Below are 19746 nucleotides of genomic sequence, written 5' to 3'. Positions count from 1 at the left end.
ACGGAACAGGGCACGTTCAGTCGACGACCCGTACCGGCAGTGGCCGCAGCGCTTCCCTGAGCGCTGCGGCCAGTTCCGTGTACTCGGCCGATCGCGCCGTCCCCGCCCGCATCGCCAGCGCCACCCGCCGCGTCGGCGCCGGATCGGCGAAGTACCCGGTGAGCAGGCTCCCGTTGCGGCTCGTCTCGACCGTGAGCGCGGTGCGCGGCAGCAGCGTCACGCCCAGTCCCCCGGCGACGAGCTGGACGAGCGTCGCCAGCCCCGCGGCCGTCGTCGTGACCGGGGCGTCCGCGCGGCCCGCCTCCCGGCAGATGTCGAGCGCCTGGTCGCGCAGGCAGTGCCCCTCGTCCAGGAGCAGCAGGTTGAGCTCGCGCAGCGCCGCGCGGGGGATGCCCGCGCGGCCGCCCAGGGGGTGGTCCAGCGGGGTGACCAGCACGAAGTCCTCGTCGTAGAGCGGGAGTTCGGTGACGCCGTGGACGCCGAGGGGCACCGCGAGCAGCAGCAGGTCGAGGCGGCCGGTGGCCAGGCCGTCGAGCAGGCCGGCGGTCTGCTCCTCGTGCACCTGGAGGTCGAGAGCGGGATGGCGCTCGTGCACCAGACCGAGCACCGTGGGCAGCAGATAGGGGGCGACGGTCGGGATCACGCCCAGCCGGAGCACTCCGGTGAACGGCGCCCGCACCGCCTCGGCCTCCTCCAGGAGCGCACCGACCTCTGCCAGTACCGCCTTGGCCCGTACGGCGAGACGTTCACCGGCGGGTGAGAGCAGCACCTTGCGCGTCGTACGCTCGACCAGCGTCAGGCCGAGGATCTCCTCCAGCGCGGAGACGGCACCGGAGAGCGCCGGCTGGCTCGTGCCGATCGCGGCGGCGGCGTCCCGGAAGTGCAGGTGTTCGGCCACGGCGGCGAACGCGCGGAGTTGGGACAGGCTCGGCTGCCGACGCCCGCGGGGCCCGGTTCCTCCGGTCACGCCCGCGATTCCCGCCTTGGCCACGCATCTCACCCTTGGTCACTGATAGAGAACACCGATCAACGCGACCGAGTGTAGCTATTTCCCGAATCAATGCACTGTGTGCCACGATCGCCGACGTCCCATCCAAGAGCGGCGCCTTACGAGCGGGGCGTCCCTCGCGTACAAGGAGAGTCTGTGCTCACTGTCGGTGACAAGTTCCCCGAGTTCGAACTGACTGCCTGCGTCTCCCTGGAGAAGGGCAAGGAGTTCGACACGATCAACCACAAGACCTACGAGGGCAAGTGGAAGATCGTCTTCGCTTGGCCCAAGGACTTCACCTTCGTGTGCCCGACCGAGATCGCCGCGTTCGGCAAGCTGAACGACGAGTTCGCCGACCGTGACGCGCAGATCCTCGGCTTCTCCGGCGACTCCGAGTTCGTCCACCACGCCTGGCGCAAGGACCACCCGGACCTGACCGACCTGCCCTTCCCGATGATGGCCGACTCCAGGCACGAGCTGATGCGCGCGCTCGGCATCGAGGGCGAGGACGGCTTCGCGCAGCGCGCGGTGTTCGTCGTGGACCAGAACAACGAGATCCAGTTCACGATGGTGACCGCCGGGTCCGTCGGCCGTAACCCCAAGGAGGTCCTGCGAGTCCTCGACGCGCTGCAGACCGACGAGCTGTGCCCGTGCAACTGGAAGCAGGGCGACGAGACGCTCGACCCGGTCGCGCTGCTGGCGGGTGAGTGACCCGATGTCCCTGGACGCGCTCAAGTCCGCACTGCCGGACTACGCCAAGGACCTGAAGCTGAACCTCGGTTCGGTGATCGGCAACTCCGACCTGCCGGCGCAGGCCCTCTGGGGCACGGTGCTGGTGACCGCGATCGCCTCACGGTCCCCGATCGTGCTGCGGGAACTGGAGCCGGAGGCGAAGGCCAACCTGTCGCCGGAGGCGTACACCGCGGCGAAGTCCGCGGCGGCCGTCATGGCGATGAACAACGTGTTCTACCGCACGCGGCACCTGCTGTCCGACCACGAGTACGGCACGCTGCGGGCCGGACTGCGGATGAACGTCATCGGCAACCCCGGGGTCGACAAGGTCGACTTCGAGCTGTGGTCGTTCGCGGTGTCGGCGATCAACGGGTGCGGGATGTGCCTCGACTCGCACGAGCAGGTGCTCCGCAGGGCGGGCGTCGAGCGTGAGGTGATCCAGGAGGCGTTCAAGATCGCGGCGGTCGTGGAGGCGGTCGGCGTGACGCTGGACGCGGAGGCGGTACTGGCGGGGTGACGTGCGCGGCTCACGCCGCGCGTGCACTCGGGCCCCGTCCACCTCGCGGTGGGCGGGGCCCGGGCGTTTTTCGCCCCCGCCGCCCCTGCCCTTCCCCTCCCGTCCCTGACTACTGCTCGGCCGGGCGCTCCGCCGGGTCGCCCTCGGGCGCGTCGTCCCCCACGTACGCCCGCAGGTAACCCACCACCGTATTGGTCACCGCGACCAGCGGAACCGCGACCACCGCTCCCCCGATCCCGGCCACCATCCCCCCCGCCGCCACCGACAGCACCACGGCCAGCGGATGCACCCGCACCGCCCGCCCCAGAATGAACGGCTGCAGGATGTGCCCCTCGATCTGCTGCACCGCCAGCACGACCGCCAGCGTCATCACCGCCGCGAACACCCCCTGCGTCACCAGCGCCACGACCACCGCCAGCGCCCCCGACACGACCGCGCCCACCAGCGGGATGAACGCGAACAGGAAGATGAACACGGCCAGCGGCACCGCCATCGGCACGTCGAGGAAGTAGATCCCGAGCCCGATGAAGATGGCGTCGATCAGCGCCACGACCACCGTGCCGCGCACGTACGCCGTCAGCGTGCGCCACGCCTGCGGCCCCGCCCCGGCGACCCCCGGCCGCGCCGCCGCCGGGACCAGCTTGAGCGTCCACTCCCAGATGCGCCGGCCGTCGTAGAGCAGGAACAGCGTGGAGAAGATGGTCAGCAGGATGCCCGTCAGGCCCTCCACGATGACCGTGACACCCTCCAGGCCGGCCGAGGTGATCTGGTCGGTGTTGGCCCCGATCGCCTCTCGCAGGTTCTTGGCGATGGCGTTGATCTGTTTGTCCGTCACATGGAACGGGCTGTTCAGCAGCCACCGGCGCAGATCGTCGATGCCGTCCTGGACCTGGTCGGAGAGGTTGTCGATGTTCTCCATCACCTGCCAGGTGACGAACCATCCGATGAGCCCCATGACGACGAAGCCGAGGACCGCGGTGAGCGCCGTCGCCAGTCCGCGCGGTACGCCGTGGCGGCGCAGACGGGCCACTGTCGGCTGCAGTATCGCCGTGATGAGCAGTGCGGCGACGAACGCCAGCACCACGAGCCGTACGGCGCTGATGACCGTCATCAGCACCCACACCGTGCCGGCGAGCACGAGCAGCCGCCAGCCGGCCTCCGCCGCGACCCGCACGCCCCAGGGCACGGCCTGGGCGGGGTCGGGCCGCCGCGGTCGTACGACGACGGGGGCGAGCCCGGCGGAGGCGGTGGCCCCCGCGGGTGCGCGGACGGTGTCGCGGCCCGGGCCCCCGGCCACCGCCGTGCCGGGCGGGGGTTCCCCGGCCTCGGCCTCCGCGTCCCACTGGGTGTCCGCCGGCCCGGCGCCGACGGGGCCCGACGGGTCGGCGCCCCCGGCCGGTCCGGCCGGACCGGTGGTCCCGGCGGCACCGGTGGGCTTGACGAACTTGGCAGGCTTGGCGGACTTGGCGGACTTGGACGTATCGGCGGGCGGGGCCGACTCCGCGGCTCCGCCCGTACCCGCTCCGCCGGCTGGATCGATTCCCCCGGCCGTACCGGCGGTCTCGGCCGAACCGGCCGCACCCGCGGCCGTACCGTCGGTACCGCCGGGCCGTCGGGGCGGTCGTTCCGGCGCCCCCGGTGCGTTCCGCCCGCCCTCGACCTCCGCGCGACGCGCGTCGAGCCGCTCACCCAGCTCGGTCAGTCGGGCACCGGCCCGGCCGAGCCATTCCGGCACACGTGACATGGTCCGTCCTCTTCCCCCGCTTTTCCCCACCACTCCCCCCTGGAGCTGCCGGATCAGACGCTACAGGGCAACAGCCCCTCCCCGTAGGACGGAGAGGGGCTGTGCGAGGTTGAGCGGGGGCACCGGCGGACCGGCGGGGACCACGGATCAGTAGTTCCCGTTCGCCTGCCAGTACGACCAGGCGTCGCACGGGCTGCCGTAACGCTGGTTCATGTAGTTCAGGCCCCACTTGATCTGGGTGGCCGGGTTGGTCCGCCAGTCGGCACCGGCCGAGGCCATCTTGCCGGCGGGCAGGGCCTGGACGAGGCCGTACGCACCCGAGGAGGGGTTGGTCGCCTGGTAGTTCCAGGTCGACTCGTGGTTCACGATGTTGCTGAAGCACTGGAACTGGCCGCTCGGCACGATCTGCCGGGCGATCGCCTGGACCTGAGCGACGGTGTAGGAGCTCTGGACGGTGAAGGTCGAGGCGTCGCGCGTGGCGCTGCGGCTGGCGGCGTCGTCCTTCTTCTCCTTCGCCCGCTCCTTGGCATCGTCCGCCGCCTTCTGGGCCGCCGCCTTCTTGGCGACGGCGCTCTGGGCGGCGGCCTTGCGCGCGGCTGCCTCGGCGTCCTTGCGGGCGCTGGTGTCCGCGGCGATGGCCTGTGCGTCGGCCTGCTGCGCGAGGGACGCGGTCTGGACCTGGGCCTGCGTGCCCACGGGGATGTCCGACAGGAGCGTCGCGTCGGCGACGGGCGCCTCGGCGTCGTTGTTCTGGGCAACACTGCCCGAGGCAACGCCTACAACGCTACCGACGGCGGTGACCGCGGTGGCAGAGGCCACTGCGAATCCCCGGACCGAGATCCGGCTCACACGGTTTCCTTCCAGCATCGCCCGCTGAGGTGACCCTGGCGGACGCGATCGTGCCCCTTGACGCTGGCCTCCCACCTACGGGGTCACGGGAGGCACGGGCCCGGTGGACAACTCCCGTGACGGGAGTGCCGCGTGTTGCTCGGGCGGCATACGACGGCTCTATGGAGTTGGTGCTGTTCTCGATGCGCCGAACCGCTGGGGGTACGGCTGTGTCGTATGCGGGGCCTGACAGAACCGAGACTCTGCCGTAACCCGATGCCGGGAATCAATTCAGTGCCGCGTGTGAAAGCTCACACCCCGCCGACCCCGGAATATTCACGGGAAACCCCACACAGCGGGGCGCCGCCCGGCTAGGCTCCTTCGCCTTGTTGCCGGACGGCGCCAACTGCCGCGCGAATGCGATGAGTTGAGGCGGTCTGCAGCCGTCTGGGACGGACTGCGGTGTGCCGCGGTGAGCGGCTAGATGTGTCCCTCTTCCAACATTTCGGTCACCAGTGCGGCGATCTGGGAGCGTTCGGACCGGTTCAGCGTCACGTGGGCGAAGAGCGGGTGCCCCTTCAGCCTCTCCACGACCGCCACCACGCCGTCGTAACGGCCCACCCGCAGATTGTCCCGCTGCGCGACGTCGTGGGTGAGGACCACCCGCGAGTTGGCGCCGATCCGGGAGAGGACCGTCAGCAGGACGTTCCGCTCCAGGGACTGGGCCTCGTCGACGATCACGAACGCGTCGTGCAGGGACCGGCCGCGGATGTGCGTCAGCGGCAGCACCTCCAGCATGCCGCGGGCGGTGACCTCCTCGATGACCTCGCGGGACGTCACAGCCGACAGGGTGTCGAAGACCGCCTGCGCCCAGGGGCTCATCTTCTCGGCCTCGCTGCCCGGCAGATAGCCGAGCTCCTGCCCGCCCACCGCGTACAGCGGCCGGAAGACCATCACCTTCTGGTGCTGACGGCGCTCCAGCACCGCCTCCAGACCAGCGCACAGCGCCAGCGCCGACTTGCCGGTGCCGGCCCGGCCGCCCATCGACACGATCCCGACGTCCGGGTCGAGCAACAGGTCGAGCGCGACGCGCTGCTCGGCGCTGCGGCCCTTGATGCCGAACGCCTCCCGGTCGCCGCGCACCAGCCGGACGGTGCCCTCGGCGGTGACCCGGCCGAGCGCCCTGCCCCGTTCCGACTGGATCGTCAGCCCCGTGTGCACGGGCAGGTCGGCCGCCTCCGGCACGTACACGTGTCCTTCCTCGAAGAGGATGTCCACCTGTTCGCCCGGCAGTGTCAGTTCCGACATCCCGGTCCACCCGGAGGCGTCCGTGATGGCCAGCTCCGCCCGGTACTCCTCGGCGAGCAGGCCCACCGAGGACGCCTTGATGCGCAGCGGGAGGTCCTTCGACACGACGGTGACGTCGAACCCCTCGGCCTGCAGGTTGCGGGCGACCGCGAGGATGCGGGAGTCGTTGTCCCCCAGGCGGTAGCCGCTGGGCAGGACGCTGGGGTCCGAGTGGTTGAGCTCGACCCGCATCGTGCCGCCCAGCTCGCCGATCGGGATGGGGGCGTCGAGGCGTCCGTACCGCACCCGGAAGTCGTCCAGCAGCCGCAGGGCCTGCCGGGCGAAGTAGCCGAGCTCGGGATGGTGCCGCTTGGCCTCCAGTTCCGTGACCACCACGATGGGGAGCACGACCTCGTGTTCCTCGAAGCGGGTCAGGGCGTTCGGGTCGGCCAGCAGGACGCTGGTGTCGAGAACGTAGGTGCGCCGGTCGGACTTGCGGCGCTGTGTGCTGGTCACCACGGAAGGACGTACCCCCTCGGAAGAGGTCGGGGAGCGACGGAGAGGAGCTGGACCGGTCGACGGCCGCGATGCACGCATCGCGGAAGCCGGCGACCGGCCCTCCGCGTCTGCGCCCGTGCTGAGACCGCACGGTCGGGCTGGTGCAAAGGGCCTCCCGGGCGGACGGCCCCGTGCCGCCCGCTGAGATACGACACCCGTGGTTCGGGTGTCGACCTGTCTGGCTTATGCCCTGTTCGACCGAAGGCCATGCAACGGGTTGCCGGGGCGGCCAGGTGAACTCCTGGTGACCCGGGGCCCACGGCACCGTGATGCGCGGTCAGCGCGCCCGCGCGCGGGGGGGCTCGGAGGGCTTGCGTGGGGGCTTGCGTGGGGGCTTGCGTGCCCGCGATTTCCCGCGCCCCTGGTAAGCAGGGGGCGGCCCCCGCTTGTCAGGGGCGCGGGGAACTGCGCGAGCAACCATCCACGACCCGTACCCGCCGGACGGCCCGGACCCCGGACCCCCCGAGCCGCATGGCGTGGGGGTCGAGGGGCGGAGCCCCTCGGAAGGACGGGAACGGCAGGCGACGGGGGCGGCGTCAGCCGCCGAAGCGCCGGTGGCGGGCCGCGTAGTCGCGCAGGGCGCGCAGGAAGTCGACCTTGCGGAAGGCCGGCCAGAACACGTCGCAGAAGTAGTACTCCGAGTGGGCCGTCTGCCAGAGCATGAAGCCGGACAGCCGCTGCTCGCCGCTGGTGCGGATGACGAGGTCGGGGTCGGGCTGGTCACTGGTGTAGAGGTGCCGGCCGATCATGTCGATGTCGACGGACTCGGCGAGCTGCTCCATCGTGATGCCCTTGTCCTGGGCGTCGTGGAGCATGGACCGGACGGCGTCGGCGATCTCCTGGCGGCCGCCGTAACCGATGGCGACGTTGACCACTATCCCCTTGACCTGCGCGGTGGCCTCCTCGGCCTCCTTCAGCACGGTCTGCATCCCCGACGGCAGCAGGTCGAGCGCGCCGACGTGGTGCACGCGCCAGCGGCCGTCGGCGGCGAGGGAGCGGGCGACGTCCTCGATGATCCCGAAGAGCGGGACCAGCTCCTCCTGCGGGCGGTCGAAGTTGTCCGTGGAGAACAGCCAGAGCGTGACGACCTCGACGTCCGTCTCGCTGCACCAGCCGAGGAACTCCTCGATCTTGTCGGCGCCCGCCCGGTGGCCCTGCGCGGTGGTGGATCCGGCCGCCTTCGCCCAGCGCCGGTTGCCGTCCATGATCACGCCGATGTGCTTGGGCACCTGGTCGTGGTCGAGGTGGCCCTCCACCCTGCGTGCGTAGACCCTGACCAGCAGGCGGCGCAGGTTGTCGCGCAGGTTCACGAGATTGTCAGCCCCTCCGTGTGGATCGGGATCCGTGCGGCCGTGGCGGCCCTCTCCGTGCGGCCGTCGCGGCGGCCGTGCCGTCCGAATGGCGATCCCCGGGGGCGAAGCCTACCGCTGCGGACGGGGTGCGCCCGGCCCAGGGGAGGGCCGGGGGCGGGGCGGACCGGGGGTGGTTGGGGGCAGTTGGGAGTCAATGTGGTGGATGAGGATGCCGGGACGCCACGCCCGCCCGTTCACCCGCGCGGAGTACGCCGGAACACGCCGATGACTCGACACCCACCCTCCGACATGCGTACGTAAAACCTCTGAATGTGTCTACCGAGAGCTCGGCGCACCTTCGAATCCAGCGGGAGTCGGCCGATCCGCCTGCTTGACCGAGTGTCCCGACGGTCAGCTCGTCGCGGTCGGGCGACTGCGGAGAGTAGTTGTTTCGTGCTTGTGCACGCAGCACCCCTCACGAAGGGTTATGGTGGAACTCCCCCCCTCGGGCCGGTCCGTTTCCCCCCCACGGACCGGCCCGTTCTCTTTTTCCGGGATCCGGGAGCCGGGCCGCCGGTGGCTGTGCCGCCCGCGGCCCGCGTTACGTTGCGGGGATGCGCGAGTGGATGCGTGAGGGGACGGGTTCGGCGTCGTTCGTGGTGCGTGGCGGTGGTGCGGTGGATTCCGTGCGGGTGCCGCTCGAGATCGCGACGTCGCGGCGGGAGCGGCAGCGGGGGCTGCTCGGACGGGACGGGGTCGAGGGGGCGCTGCTGCTCAGTCCGGCCGGCGCGGTGCACACGGTGGGGATGCGGTTCGCCGTGGACGTGGCGTACCTGGACCGGAGGATGCGGGTACGCGCGGTGCGGACCATGCGGCCGGGGCGGGTGGGGTTGCCGCGGCCGTGGGTGCGGCATGTGCTGGAGGCGGAGGCCGGGGCGCTGGGGCGGTGGGGGGTGCGGCCGGGGGTGACGATCGTGGTGATGCGAAGGGCGTGAGCGGGGCCCGGGGCCGGGTCGCCGGGCGGAGTCCCGCGCAGCCCCCTCCGCTGCGCGGAACCACCCGCGCACAATGGTCACTTTGCTTGCGCGAATCACCTTGGTCCGAACCTACGGGACGGGGCGTGCGGGGGCGAGGGCGGGGCGGTAACGATGTGGACAACGGTGCGGCGGGGTGCGGGCCGGCCGGGGCGCCTCGGGTTGTCGTAGGGGGCGGGGCCGGGCCGGTGCATCCGCCCGTTGCCGGTGGGCATGGCCGTATCCCCCAGAGGGTGGGGTTTCGCGGATCGGGCGTACGCAACGGGCTTGTGATGCACCGGCCCGGCCCCTTCCGTACGTTTGCGGCTTCCCCGCCGTGTCACGTCTCTTTCCGTCAGAGGTTCGGCTTGCGCGCCTCGATGAGGAAGCGGGTGCTGTGCGCCACGAAGGAACCCTGGGCGGTGATGCGGTCGTGCAGGGTGCGGAGGCGGGGCAGGTGGGCGGCCGTGGTGAAGCCGGGGACGATCCAGACGACCTTGCGGAGGAAGTGGACGACGGCGGCGATGTCGTGGAACTCCACGCGCAGGCGCGCGGTACGGAGGTCGACGACGTCGAGTCCGGCCGCGTGGGCGGCGGTGCGGGCCTGGTCGGGATCGCGAGCGCGGCGAGCCTCGTCGGGCAGGGGGCCGAGGAAGTGTCCGGCCAGTTCGAAGACGCTTTCCGGGCCGACCTGCTGGGAGTAGTACGTGCCGCCGGGGCGCAGTACCCGGGCGATCTCCTCCCAGTGCGTGCGCACCGGATGCCTGCTGGTGACGAGGTCGAAGGTGCCGTCCGCGAAGGGCAGCGGCGCGTCCTGGGGCGAGGCGACCACCGCGACGCCCCGGGGGCCGAGGAGGGCGGTGGCCTTGGAGACGTTGGGCGGCCACCCCTCGGTGGCGACGGTGAGGGGCGGCAGCACGGGGGCGGAGTGGAGGACTTCGCCGCCTCCGGTCTGGATGTCGAGGGCGGCTGTCGCTCGGGCCAGGCGGCGGGCCAGGCCCCGCGCGTACCCCCAGGAGGGCCGCGCCTCGGTGGCCCGTCCCTCGAACCAGGAGAAGTCCCAGCCGTCGACGGGCACGGCGTCGCCCTCGGCGATCAGCTCATCGAAGGTCGGGGCGTCCATGGGCGCCGATGCTGTCAGAGGGCCCGTCGGCGGGCGAGTGGTTTTCCCCCTTGCTCGGTCACGAGGTCGCGCCGCTCCCGTCCGGCGTCGTCCCGCTCCTCGGGAACGACACCTCCACGCGGCGGTTCTTGCGGCGGCCCTGTTCGGACGTGTTGTCGGCGATCGGGTAGTCCTCGCTGTAGCCGCGGACCTCGAAGGTGACGTCGCCGTCGAGGTGGGAGGCCAGTTCGTCGTGCACGGCCTCCGCGCGGCGTTTGGAGAGGACCAGACCGTGCGCGTACGAGCCGAGATTGTCGGTGAAGCCGAAGACGCGGACGGCCTGTGCGTTCTGCTTCTTGATCTCGGTGGCGATCGCGTCGATCCGGGAGCGGGCCTCGGGGTTCAGCTTGCCGCTGTCCTTGGGGAACAGCACCTCGGCCTGGAGCGCGAAGGTGACGTTCTCGTTGGTGTCCTCACGGCGCTCCTCGCCGCCGAGGTCCTCCACGACCGACTTGATGTCCAGCACCTTCGCGGCAGCGAGCGTGGCCCCGTCGGCGAGCTTCAGACCCGGGCTGTTCGGGTCGACGGTGGGGGGCGGTGAGGTGTTCACGGTTCCGGGCGGCCGGCTCGGATCACCGCCGTCCGCGAAGACGGGGGACGGTGCGGAGAGGGCCAGCACGGTGAGGAGGGCGACGGTGGTGGTGGTCAGGGCGGGGGCGGTGGCCACGGGTCACCCCTCGGAGATCTCGATGGAGGCGGGCGGCATGGCGCCCACCTGGAAGTCGACCTTGGTGGTGTCTTCGGGTGGGGCGGGGAACTGGGCGAACCAGTCGGTCGACTTTCCGGCGTCGACGCCGCCTCCCTCGAACTTGGTGCAGAGGCAGCGCCCCCGGGTGTCGCGCAGAACGAGATACTTCTTCTTCCCCCTGCTGTCCACGAGTGAGGCGCCGGACATGGAGGCGCCGTTCGCTCCCAGCTCGCGTTCGTCGCTGCGCCAGTTGGACGCCACCCAGAACTCACCACCATTGTTGATCACCTGGCCGTCGACGGTGACGAAGCCGCCGTCGTCGCGGACGACCGAAGTGATGGTCAGCGTCACGTCACCGCTCTTGACCTCCGCGAGCGGGGCGTCGTCGCTGTCCGACGACTGCGACGAGTCCTTGGCCCCGGAGCCGCCGCCGTCCTTCGTCGCCGACGCCGAGGAGGCCGATCCGTCTCTGTCCGACTTCCCGCCGCCTCCCCCGCCGCAGCCGGCCACCGTGAGGAGCAGCCCAGCCGTGACCGCCACCGCGCTCAGCGCCCTGCGGCCCTTCCTGGTGTGCCGGTATGTCATCGGTACGGGTTCCTTTCACTCGGCCAGATGCACGGAGAACAACACGGACGCGTCGGGGAGGTCGTCCGGTTCGAAATCGGTTGGATCGATGTTCACCGTCTGGCCGTCACAGTCCAGTTCCACGGGTTTCTCGGGATCGGCGTCGAGGTCGACGTCGCACCGTGGCTGGATGACCGCCACGGCGTGAGCGCGGGCGTGCCGGCCCTCGGTACCCGGGATGATCGAGTCGCCCACCGTGTAGTTCGTCTGTACGGCCACCTCGAAACCGGGATAGCCGTCACGCACGACCAGTTGGGCTCCGCCCTGGACGGTCGAGTCGTTCTGGGCGGCCAGTTCCCGCGCGGCGGCGCCGGCGCCCGTGTCGTTCGGGAGATCGCCGTCCAGCCAGTCCAGCCAGTTCTCGTCCATGCCGATGTCGGTGCCCAGCCGGTCCATCAGTTCGTCGCGGGCGTCCTGCGCGGCTGCCAGCGCGGCGGCGTCCGCCGCGGACTGGGCTCCGTTACGGGCGGACGCAGCCTGGGCGAAGACGAAGAAGGCGAGCGCGGCGAACAACAGGATCGCCGTGAGCCAGATGTAGAGCGGAAGGATCTGCCCCCGGTCCGCACGGAGCCGGGGTGTCAGCCACCGCCGCCGGTGACCTGGGTGACAGCGTTCCGGATGGCGCCGGAGATCAGGCCGTCCAGCCCCAACTGGTCGATCATCACGAAGATCCCCGCAATGATGATCATCAGGCCCGCGTACTCCACGAACCCCGCCCCCGCGTCCCGCCCCGTTCCGCGCATGCGGGAGGCGACGGTCTTCCTCCACCTGGTGAAGCGGCTCATCTCGTCTGCCCTCCCGTACCGTCACACAGCCGACGTCGACACCGTAGGTGAGAGGACGTCTGCTTTGCGTGGGCCCGGGGGCCCAACTTCCGTCCTGGCACGGGGTCATGCCGGCCGCCCCTGGTGGGCGGTGCCGAGCCAGTGGGCGATCGCCTCGCTGCGGGAGGCGCTGTGGAGCTTCGCGAAGATGCGGTTGATGTGGTTCTTGACCGTCTTCTCGCTGATGAAGCAGGTGGCGGCGATCTGGCGGTTGTTCATGCCGGACGCGATGAGATCCATGACCTCCACCTCCCGTGAGCTCAGCCCGAAGTCCCGGTGGTCGGGCGGGCGGCGGCCGAAAGCGGTCGCGCGGGCGAAGCGTGCCTTCGACGACTGTGCCATGCGCGGTTGCATGTGCGAAGGGAATTCGTAGGGTTCGGGGGGAGGCAGGGGCGAAGAATGGACAGGGGCTGGCGGGGGCATTTCCGTCGCCGCCGTCGCCCGTACCGCGTCGATCAGTTCGGCGGTCGTGAAGCTGCCGTGGACCAGGTAGCCCGTGGCGCCGCGTCGGGCGGCCTCCGTCATGACCTCGGGTTCCGTGCTGTACGTGACCATGAGGACCGGGGCCAGGCGGGCCAGGCGCGGCAGGGCGGTGAGGCCGTCGGTGCCCGGCATGCGGGCGTCGAGGAGGATCACGTCGGGGCGGTGGCGGGCCGCCAGCACGAGGGCGCGGCCACCGTCGGGGGCCTCGGCGACGACCCGGATGCCGGGGTGGGCGCCGAGCAGTGCGGTCAGGCCCGCGCGGACGACCGGGTTGTCGTCGGCCACCAGTACCCGGAGGGATGGTGCCTGGTCAGGCATGTACGGCCGCCTTCCGGGGGGCGAGGGACGCGGGGGCGCGGACCTCGATCGCCGTGCCGCCCCCTGGTGTACGGGCGATGTCGAGGCCGCCGCCCAGCGCTCGGGCGCGTTCCGCCATGCCCAGGAGGCCGAAGTGGCCGGATCGCGTCAGGTCGGCGAGGGGCGGGACCGGGTGCGGGACGCCGGTGCCGTCGTCCTCGACGCGCAGGAGGAGCGCGTCGGGCGGCGTCGTTTCGAGGGTCAGCCGTACGTGGGTGGCGCGGGCGTGGCGGCGGATGTTCTCCAGGGCCTCGGACGTGATGGCCAGGAGGTGGTGGACCGTGTCCGGGGGGAGATGCGGGTGTGCGGTGACGTCCGTGGTCACGTCCAGCGTGGTCGGGATCGAGGTGCGGGCCGTGAAGTCCGTGGCGTAGGACCTCAGTTCCCTGGCCAGGTCCGTCGGGGCCGGGGAGTCGTCCGTCCGGGCGCGCAGGTGGGTCAGGACGTGGCGGGACTCCGTGGCGGCGCGGCGGGCGGCGGCCGCCACCGTGGTGGCCTGGTGCTTCAGGGTGCCGGGGTCGGCGTGGTCCGCGGAGGCGGCCAGGGCCTCGGCCGTGAGAGCGAGGCCGTGCAGGGTCTTGGCCACCGAGTCGTGCATCTCACGGGCCAGCCGGGCGCGTTCGGAGGCGACGGCCTCCGCGACGGCGAGGCGGGCGTTGACCTCCGCCAGGGCCTGGCCCGCCGCGCCGAAGCGGAACACCAGGTTGCGCAGGGTCACGCCGATGATCCCGGCGGCGACGCAGAAACCGGCGAGGAGCACGGTGTTGGCGCCGGCGCCGGGATGGTGGGACCAGGCGCGGAACACCGTGACGAGGACGACGAGTTGCAGGCCCGTGAAGACGCCGGTGCCGCGCCAGCCGTAGAGGAGGCCGGAGAGCAGGGGGGTGCAGACGGTGGCGTAGGCCAGGGGGGAGGCCGGGGAGGCGGTGAACAGGAGGGTCGCCACGAAGAGGAGGTCCAGGGCCATGAGGCTCGGGTGGGCCAGGACGCGGGGGCCGAAGCGGTGCCAGTCGCGGAGCATCGCGTACGAGGCGGTGCTGCCGAGGACCCCGGCGGCGAGGGCCGCGTAGCGGGGGGTGCCGGTGGTGGTGTTCGCCAGGGCGAAGGGGGTACCGACGAGCAGGGCGGCCAGGCGTACGGCGAAGGTCTGGCGGCACAGGGTCTGCAGGGCGCCGAGCTGGAGGCGGAGGGTGGGCGGGGCGGGGGCGTCGTCCGCCAGATAGCCCCAGGTGTGCGGCGTGGTCGTCCCGTCGTTCCGGGTGTGCGGCGTGGTCATCTCAGCGCCCCAGGATCGAGCCGAAGTTCGTGCCGGAGCCGAGGAACATGCCGGTGGCGATGAGGATCATCGTGGCCGGGAGCATGAAGACCAGGGTGACCATGGTGGCCTTGGGGATGGTCTTGGCCGCCCGGCGGCGGGCGTTCTGCGCGTCGGTGCGGCGCATGTCCGTGGCGAGCTGGATGAGCGTCTCGGCGATCGGGGAGCCGAGTTCCTCGCCCTGCTGGAGCGCCGAGACGAACTGGGCGACCTGTTCGGAGGTGTTGCGGCGGCGGAGCTCGTCGAAGGCCTGGCGGCGGCTGACGCCCATGTCCATCTGGCGCAGGGTGATGCGCAGTTCGTCGGCCCACGGGCCCGCGTACTTCTCGGCGACACGGTCCAGGGCCTGGCGGAAGCCGAGGCCGGCGGAGACGACGACGGCGAGCACGTCGAGGAAGTCGGGCAGGGTGCGGTCGATGACGTCCTTGCGGTCGCGGATCGCCTGCCAGATGAGGGCGTCGGCGGCGAGCAGGCCGAAGGCGAGGGTGGCCAGGGCGATCAGCGGGTGGCCGGTGGTGAGGAAGACCAGTGCCATGAACGCGCCGAAGAAGCCGTAGACGGCGCGGCGGGCGGCGTAGCGGTCGAGGGTGAGGCCGCCGGGGTTGCCCGCCATGTCGATGCGGCGGCGTTTGGCGTCGGTGCGCCGGGGGCCCATCAGGCGCAGGACGAGGGGGACGAACCGTATGCCGAGGCGGTCGACGGCCGAGCCGGCGGTGGAGACGCGGGTGGCGCCGATCTCCAGGGCGAGGGCGAGGTCGGTGGGGAGCTTGGCCTCGGCGCGGATCATGCGGATGCCGAGCAGGACACCGGCGACGGACGCGGCCGTGAGGAGCGCGAGGAGCAGGGGCAGCATGGCCTGTTCGGTCCCTTCCCTCAGACTTCGATCCGGCCGAGGCGGCGGATGACGAAGAAGCCGACGGTGTAGAGGGCGAGGGAGATCAGCACCAGGGCCTGGCCGATCGGGGAGCCGGTGACCCGGGCGAGGGCGCCGTCGTCGGAGGAGTTCACCAGGACGAGGGAACCGAGACCCAGCATGGGGACGGTGAAGGCGGTGGCGTTGACCTCGGAGAGCATGGTGCGCACCTCGCGGCGGGTCTCCTTGCGGTCCTCCAGGGTCTGGGTGAGGTTGCGCAGCGAGCTGACGACGGAGCCGCCCGCCTTGTTGGACAGGACGAGGGTGGTGACGAGGACGATCAGCTCGCGCGAGGGCAGCCGTTCGGCGAGTTCGTCCAGGGCGTCGTCGACCGAGCGGCCCAGGCTCAACTGGTCGGCGACCCTGGCCAGTTCCTCGCCCGCCGGGGCCTCCAGCTCCTCGGCGGCCATGGCGAGCGCGGTACGCAGGGCGAGTCCGGCGGCGGTGGCGTTGGCGAGGAGGCGGGCGACGTCGGGGAGCTGGTTGATGAACGCCTCGATGCGTTTCTGGCGCTGCCAGTTGAGGAAGACGACCGCGCTCCACACGCCGATCAGGGCGGCGATGGGGCCGAAGAAGGGCGCCAGGGCGGCGGCCGCGATCAGCCAGAGGGCGACGACGACGAAGGTCACGTAGGTGAGGAACTCGCCGGCCGTGAGGTCCAGGCCGGTGGTGGTCAGCCGCAGGTGGACGGCGCGGCCGAGGCGGGTGCGGCGTACCCGTCGGTCGACGCCGGTGAAGTGGCGCACCCGGCCGGAGGCGGCCCGCGGCGGGCCCGTGCCGGGGCCGGCGAGCCGGTCCTCCAGGGCCCGGCGCCGGTCGCGCCCGGAGGCGTAGGCGTGGACGCCGGCGACGGCGAGCGTGCCGCCGAGGACGGTGGCGCCGAGGGCGAGGAGCGCCTGGTTGTTCATGGCCGGCACCTCCGGGACGGGGACGAGGGCGGGGACGGGCGCGGGGGCGCGGCGGTGGTCATCCGAGGGCCTGCCTGATGTTGCGTACGTCGAGCGCGTCCGCGACCCCGTACGCCGGGGGCAGCGGCTCGCCCGCGACGTACAGCTTCTCGGCGGCCGACCGGGGCAGCGGCAGGTGTTCGTAGCGGCCGCGGACGACGCGGTCCCCGGTGAGGGGGGCGGCGGCGAAGCGGGAGACCGTGGCGATGCGGAACTGTTCGCGGCCGTGGCTGACGACGAGGGCGATCTCGACGATCTTGCGGGAGCCGTCGGCGTGCCGGGCGAGCTGGACGACGACGTCCACCGCGGAGTTGATCTGGTCCTTGAGCGCCTCGAAGGGGATCATCACCTCGGACATGGAGCCGAGGGTCTGGAGCCGCATCAGCGCGTCCTCGGCGGAGTTGGCGTGGACGGTGGCGAGCGAACCGTCGTGGCCGGTGGACATCGCCTGGAGCATGTCGAGGGTCTCGCCGCCGCGGACCTCGCCGACGATGATGCGGTCGGGGCGCATGCGCAGCGAGTTGCGGACGAGGTCGCGGATGGTGATGCGGCCCTTGCCCTCGACGTTGGGCGGCCGGGACTCCAGGCGGATCACGTGCTCCTGCTGGAGCTGGAGTTCGGCGGAGTCCTCGATGGTGATGATGCGCTCGCGGTCGGGGATCAGCTCGGAGAGGGCGTTGAGCAGGGTCGTCTTCCCGGTGCCCGTGCCGCCGCTGACGATGATGTTGAAGCGGGCGCGGACGAACGCGGCGAGCAGCATCAGCATCTGCTCGTCGAGCGAGCCGAGGCCGATCAGTTCGGGAAGCGTGTACGCGCGGGGGAAGCGGCGGATGGTGAGGGTGGGGCCGGTCAGGGAGAGCGGCGGGATGACGACGTTGACGCGCTCGCCGGTGGGCAGGCGGGCGTCGACCATGGGTGTGGACTCGTCGACGCGGCGGTTGACGGTGGAGACGATGCGTTCGATCGTCTGCATGAGCTGCTCGGCGGAGGCGAAGCGGAGCGGGAGCTGTTCGACGCGGCCGGCCCGTTCGACGAAGATCGAGTCGGGGCCGTTGACCATGATCTCGGTGATGGACGCGTCGGCGAGCAGCGGTTCGAGGACGCCGAGGCCGAGTGCCTCGTCGACGACGCGGCGGATGAGCTGGGAGCGTTCGGCGGAGGAGAGGACCGGGCCCTCACGGCTGATGAGGTGGCCGAGTACGCGTTCGAGGCGGGTGCGGCGTTCGGCGGCGGCGAGCCCGGACATCTCCGCGAGGTCGATCTCCTCGAGGAGCTTGGCGCGGTAGACGGCGACGAGGTGGCCGTCCTCGCGGGCGGTCCTGCCGTCGTCGGGGGCGGCGATGCGGGAGCGGAGGCTCATGGGGGTCAGCTCCTCTCTGATGACGGTGACGAGGCGGTGGCGGTGAGGGCGGGCGGGCTCAGTCGTCGGTGGGCATGGTGGCGGTGCGGGTGAGGTCGAAGTCGTCGAAGAGCGGGATGACGGCGGGCACGTGGACGGTGACCGAGGCGGTGGTCGTGTCGGCGCCGCGCTGTACGGAGGGGGCGGGGTCGAGCCAGCCGCTGACGGCGGCGATGCCCGCTCCGGTGCCGTCGCCGCCCTGCTGGGAGGCGACGCGGGCGGCGGCGCGGGCTGCCGTGCCCGCCTGGTTGACGCCGTAGCCGATGAGGCCGAGCTGGATGGCGGCCAGGCCGATGACGAGGAGGACGGGGAGGTAGCCGGCGAACTCGATCATGGAGACGCCGGCGTCGCTCCTGTTCCGGAGGTGTCCACGGCGGTTCGCATTCCGGCCGTTCGCACCTCGTTCGGGACGTGCCCGTGCGGGGCGTACGGGCAGCGTGCGTGTCGTCATCCGTCGCTCCCCTCCGGCCCTTCCAGCGCCGCTCCCGCCGTGCCGTCGACGCTCCAGCCGAGGTCGACGCCGGGGAAGAACAGCGGTACGTCGGCGTGGACGGTCGCGCGCATCAGGGGGCCGGCGGGGCTGCACTCGATGTCGGCGCCCTGCCAGGAGTCCGGCAGGTGCTCCGCGCCCGCCGACTGGCAGGCACCGGTGTAGTCGCCGCGCACCGCGTAGGCGGCCGTCGCCGCGCGGGCCGCCTCGTCGGCGGCGTTGCCGGCCAGGGAGTACGTGTAGCCGTAGAGCACGCACTCCCACAGGATCGCCATGACGACCAGGACGATCGGGAACATGCCGGCGAATTCGAGGGTGACCGCGCCCCGGTCGGAGGAGGCGCGGCGGCGCAGCGAGAGGGCGCCCCGGTCGGAGGTGGTCCGGCGTCGCCGCCCGCCGCCGCCCTCGGCCACGGCGACCAGGCCGAGTTCACCCGCCCAGCGCCCACAGGGCCTGTTTGACGGTGGAGCGGGTGTCGAGGTCCTGGAGGCGGCCGGCGTCCACGACGGACTGCAGTTCCTTGAAGGCGGCGGGCACGGTGGCGCGCGCGACCCGCGTGCCGGTGACGCGTTCCACGATGCCGGGCTGGATCTCCGTGCCGCGCGAGTGCCGGTTGACGACGGTGAGGGTCTCCTCGGCCTTGCGGATCTGCAGCCGGTCCCACATCCGCACCATGCGCTTGGCGGCACGGACGGCGACCACGTCCGGGGTGACGAGCAGCAGGGCCTGGTCGGCGAGTTCGACGGCGGCGGCGGTGGCGGCGGTCATCTGGGAGCCGCAGTCGACGATCACCACGTCGTGCCGGGAGCGCAGCGCGCCGAGCACCTGGCGGGCGACCCGGTCGGTGACCTCCTCGCCGCGCTCCCCCTCGGCGGGCGCGAGCAGCAGCGACACCCCGCTGTCGTGGGCGTAGACGGCGTCCTGCAGGACCCGGGGGTTGATGTCGGTGATGGCGGCGAGATCGGCGACGGAGCGGCGGAACTGCACGTCGAGGTAGGAGGCGACGTCCCCGGACTGCAGGTCGAGGTCGGCCAGCGCCACCGTACGGCCCGAGGCGCGGGCGGCGAGGGCGAGCTGGACGGCGGTGACGGTGGCGCCGACGCCGCCCTTGGCCCCGGTGACGGTGATGAGCGTGCCGCCGGAACCGGCGTACAGCTCGGGGGTGTTGCTGCCGAGGTGGCGGCGCATCCCGGCGGACCAGCTCGCGGCGGCCTGGACGCGTTCGGCCAGCGCGTCGTAGCCGAGCGGCAGGCCGATGATGCCCCGGGCGCCGGAGTCCATCGCGGCGGTGAGGACGGCGGCGCCGGCGTCGGAGGTGATGAGGACGACGCCGACGGCCGGGAAGCGCAGCACCAGGTCGCGGATGAGTTCGAGGGCGGGGACGGGGCCGATCCGCTCGTGGACGAGGACGACCTCGGGCAGTTCGTCGAGCGACTCGGCGGCAAGCCGGGCGAGGGTGTCGAGGAGGGCGGTGGAGTCGGGGACGGGCGGGGCGGGTTCGGCGTCGGCGAGCTGGCTGAGCAGGGTGGTCAGACCGCGCGCCGCGTCGGCGTCGCCCACGGCCGGGAGGATGCGGATGGTCATG

The 19746-nt window shown here is 71.9% G+C and carries 19 protein-coding genes and 1 pseudogene; 3 read left to right on the top strand and 17 right to left on the bottom strand.

Going from position 1 to position 19746, the window contains the following annotated elements:
* Positions 1-16 precede the first annotated feature (16 nt).
* Positions 17-991, bottom strand: a complete 975-nt coding sequence (locus QFZ64_RS22195) for a LysR substrate-binding domain-containing protein (RefSeq protein WP_307068379.1) — start codon at positions 989-991, stop codon at positions 17-19.
* A 153-nt stretch (positions 992-1144) separates the two neighbouring features.
* Between QFZ64_RS22195 and QFZ64_RS22190 the strand changes: the two genes are divergently transcribed.
* A complete protein-coding gene (locus QFZ64_RS22190; RefSeq protein ID WP_307068377.1) occupies positions 1145-1699 on the top strand; it encodes a peroxiredoxin in 555 nt (184 codons plus the stop codon).
* A gap of 4 nt (positions 1700-1703) precedes the next feature.
* On the top strand, positions 1704-2237 hold the full coding sequence (locus QFZ64_RS22185; RefSeq protein WP_307068375.1) for an alkyl hydroperoxide reductase: 534 nt from the start codon (positions 1704-1706) through the stop codon (positions 2235-2237).
* A 109-nt stretch (positions 2238-2346) separates the two neighbouring features.
* Here the strand turns inward: QFZ64_RS22185 and QFZ64_RS22180 are convergent, their stop codons facing one another.
* The 4 genes from QFZ64_RS22180 to QFZ64_RS22165 all read right to left on the bottom strand — a co-directional run bounded on the left by QFZ64_RS22180 (position 2347) and on the right by QFZ64_RS22165 (position 7964).
* Entirely contained in the window at positions 2347-3981 is a 1635-nt protein-coding gene (locus QFZ64_RS22180; RefSeq protein WP_307068373.1) for an AI-2E family transporter, read from the bottom strand.
* A 147-nt stretch (positions 3982-4128) separates the two neighbouring features.
* Entirely contained in the window at positions 4129-4848 is a 720-nt protein-coding gene (locus tag QFZ64_RS22175) for a transglycosylase SLT domain-containing protein (RefSeq protein WP_307068371.1), read from the bottom strand.
* Positions 4849-5289: 441 nt separating this feature from the next.
* Positions 5290-6615 carry a PhoH family protein gene (locus QFZ64_RS22170; RefSeq protein WP_307068369.1) on the bottom strand — a complete coding sequence of 442 codons (1326 nt, stop codon included), beginning with the start codon at positions 6613-6615 and terminating at the stop codon, positions 5290-5292.
* 575 nt (positions 6616-7190) lie between these two features.
* On the bottom strand, positions 7191-7964 hold the full coding sequence (locus QFZ64_RS22165) for an isoprenyl transferase (RefSeq protein ID WP_307068367.1): 774 nt from the start codon (positions 7962-7964) through the stop codon (positions 7191-7193).
* A gap of 596 nt (positions 7965-8560) precedes the next feature.
* Here QFZ64_RS22165 and QFZ64_RS22160 point away from each other — a divergent pair.
* Positions 8561-8941, top strand: coding sequence for a DUF192 domain-containing protein (locus tag QFZ64_RS22160; RefSeq protein WP_307068366.1), 381 nt, complete (start codon positions 8561-8563; stop codon positions 8939-8941).
* Between the two features lie 373 nt (positions 8942-9314).
* Here the strand turns inward: QFZ64_RS22160 and QFZ64_RS22155 are convergent, their stop codons facing one another.
* The 12 genes and pseudogenes from QFZ64_RS22155 to QFZ64_RS22100 all read right to left on the bottom strand — a co-directional run bounded on the left by QFZ64_RS22155 (position 9315) and on the right by QFZ64_RS22100 (position 19745).
* Complete coding sequence (locus QFZ64_RS22155; protein ID WP_307068364.1) at positions 9315-10082, bottom strand: class I SAM-dependent methyltransferase; 768 nt, start codon at positions 10080-10082, stop codon at positions 9315-9317.
* Between the two features lie 58 nt (positions 10083-10140).
* Positions 10141-10788, bottom strand: coding sequence for an OmpA family protein (locus QFZ64_RS22150; RefSeq protein ID WP_307068362.1), 648 nt, complete (start codon positions 10786-10788; stop codon positions 10141-10143).
* 3 nt (positions 10789-10791) lie between these two features.
* Positions 10792-11394, bottom strand: coding sequence for a hypothetical protein (locus tag QFZ64_RS22145; protein ID WP_307068359.1), 603 nt, complete (start codon positions 11392-11394; stop codon positions 10792-10794).
* 15 nt (positions 11395-11409) lie between these two features.
* A complete protein-coding gene (locus QFZ64_RS22140) occupies positions 11410-11982 on the bottom strand; it encodes a pilus assembly protein TadG-related protein (protein ID WP_307071816.1) in 573 nt (190 codons plus the stop codon).
* 29 nt (positions 11983-12011) lie between these two features.
* Positions 12012-12218, bottom strand: a complete 207-nt coding sequence (locus QFZ64_RS22135) for a hypothetical protein (RefSeq protein WP_307068357.1) — start codon at positions 12216-12218, stop codon at positions 12012-12014.
* A 105-nt stretch (positions 12219-12323) separates the two neighbouring features.
* Positions 12324-13058 (bottom strand): response regulator transcription factor, encoded by a 735-nt coding sequence (locus QFZ64_RS22130; protein ID WP_307068355.1) that lies wholly within the window; start codon positions 13056-13058, stop codon positions 12324-12326.
* Complete coding sequence (locus tag QFZ64_RS22125; RefSeq protein ID WP_307068353.1) at positions 13051-14373, bottom strand: sensor histidine kinase; 1323 nt, start codon at positions 14371-14373, stop codon at positions 13051-13053. The genes QFZ64_RS22130 and QFZ64_RS22125 overlap by 8 nt, the downstream gene beginning before the upstream one ends.
* Before the next feature lies 1 nt (position 14374).
* Complete coding sequence (locus QFZ64_RS22120) at positions 14375-15265, bottom strand: DUF5936 domain-containing protein (RefSeq protein WP_307068351.1); 891 nt, start codon at positions 15263-15265, stop codon at positions 14375-14377.
* A gap of 20 nt (positions 15266-15285) precedes the next feature.
* Entirely contained in the window at positions 15286-16233 is a 948-nt protein-coding gene (locus QFZ64_RS22115; protein WP_307068348.1) for a type II secretion system F family protein, read from the bottom strand.
* 58 nt (positions 16234-16291) lie between these two features.
* Positions 16292-17632: a CpaF family protein gene (locus QFZ64_RS22110; protein WP_307068346.1), complete on the bottom strand. Its 1341-nt coding sequence runs from the start codon at positions 17630-17632 to the stop codon at positions 16292-16294.
* A 58-nt stretch (positions 17633-17690) separates the two neighbouring features.
* Positions 17691-18005 (bottom strand): TadE/TadG family type IV pilus assembly protein, encoded by a 315-nt coding sequence (locus QFZ64_RS22105; protein WP_307068344.1) that lies wholly within the window; start codon positions 18003-18005, stop codon positions 17691-17693.
* Positions 18006-18118: 113 nt separating this feature from the next.
* Positions 18119-19745: pseudogene (locus tag QFZ64_RS22100) on the bottom strand (CpaE family protein).
* Between the last annotated feature and the right edge of the window lies 1 nt (position 19746).

The organism is Streptomyces sp. B3I8, assembly GCF_030816915.1.
Lineage (GTDB): Bacteria > Actinomycetota > Actinomycetes > Streptomycetales > Streptomycetaceae > Streptomyces.
Note: the sequence above shows the minus strand (reverse complement) of the source record. Positions and strands in the feature narration are given on the sequence as shown.

Bases quoted from the DNA above. Each gene is read 5' to 3' on its own strand.
- QFZ64_RS22185 (WP_307068375.1), top strand. From the start codon at position 1,704: ATGTCCCTGGACGCGCTCAAGTCCGCACTGCCGGACTACGCCAAGGAC.
- QFZ64_RS22180 (WP_307068373.1), bottom strand. From the start codon at position 3,981: ATGTCACGTGTGCCGGAATGGCTCGGCCGGGCCGGTGCCCGACTGACC.
- QFZ64_RS22175 (WP_307068371.1), bottom strand. From the start codon at position 4,848: ATGCTGGAAGGAAACCGTGTGAGCCGGATCTCGGTCCGGGGATTCGCA.
- QFZ64_RS22160 (WP_307068366.1), top strand. From the start codon at position 8,561: ATGCGCGAGTGGATGCGTGAGGGGACGGGTTCGGCGTCGTTCGTGGTG.
- QFZ64_RS22155 (WP_307068364.1), bottom strand. From the start codon at position 10,082: ATGGACGCCCCGACCTTCGATGAGCTGATCGCCGAGGGCGACGCCGTG.
- QFZ64_RS22145 (WP_307068359.1), bottom strand. From the start codon at position 11,394: ATGACATACCGGCACACCAGGAAGGGCCGCAGGGCGCTGAGCGCGGTG.
- QFZ64_RS22135 (WP_307068357.1), bottom strand. From the start codon at position 12,218: ATGAGCCGCTTCACCAGGTGGAGGAAGACCGTCGCCTCCCGCATGCGC.
- QFZ64_RS22130 (WP_307068355.1), bottom strand. From the start codon at position 13,058: ATGCCTGACCAGGCACCATCCCTCCGGGTACTGGTGGCCGACGACAAC.
- QFZ64_RS22125 (WP_307068353.1), bottom strand. From the start codon at position 14,373: ATGACCACGCCGCACACCCGGAACGACGGGACGACCACGCCGCACACC.
- QFZ64_RS22120 (WP_307068351.1), bottom strand. From the start codon at position 15,265: ATGCTGCCCCTGCTCCTCGCGCTCCTCACGGCCGCGTCCGTCGCCGGT.
- QFZ64_RS22115 (WP_307068348.1), bottom strand. From the start codon at position 16,233: ATGAACAACCAGGCGCTCCTCGCCCTCGGCGCCACCGTCCTCGGCGGC.
- QFZ64_RS22110 (WP_307068346.1), bottom strand. From the start codon at position 17,632: ATGAGCCTCCGCTCCCGCATCGCCGCCCCCGACGACGGCAGGACCGCC.
- QFZ64_RS22105 (WP_307068344.1), bottom strand. From the start codon at position 18,005: ATGATCGAGTTCGCCGGCTACCTCCCCGTCCTCCTCGTCATCGGCCTG.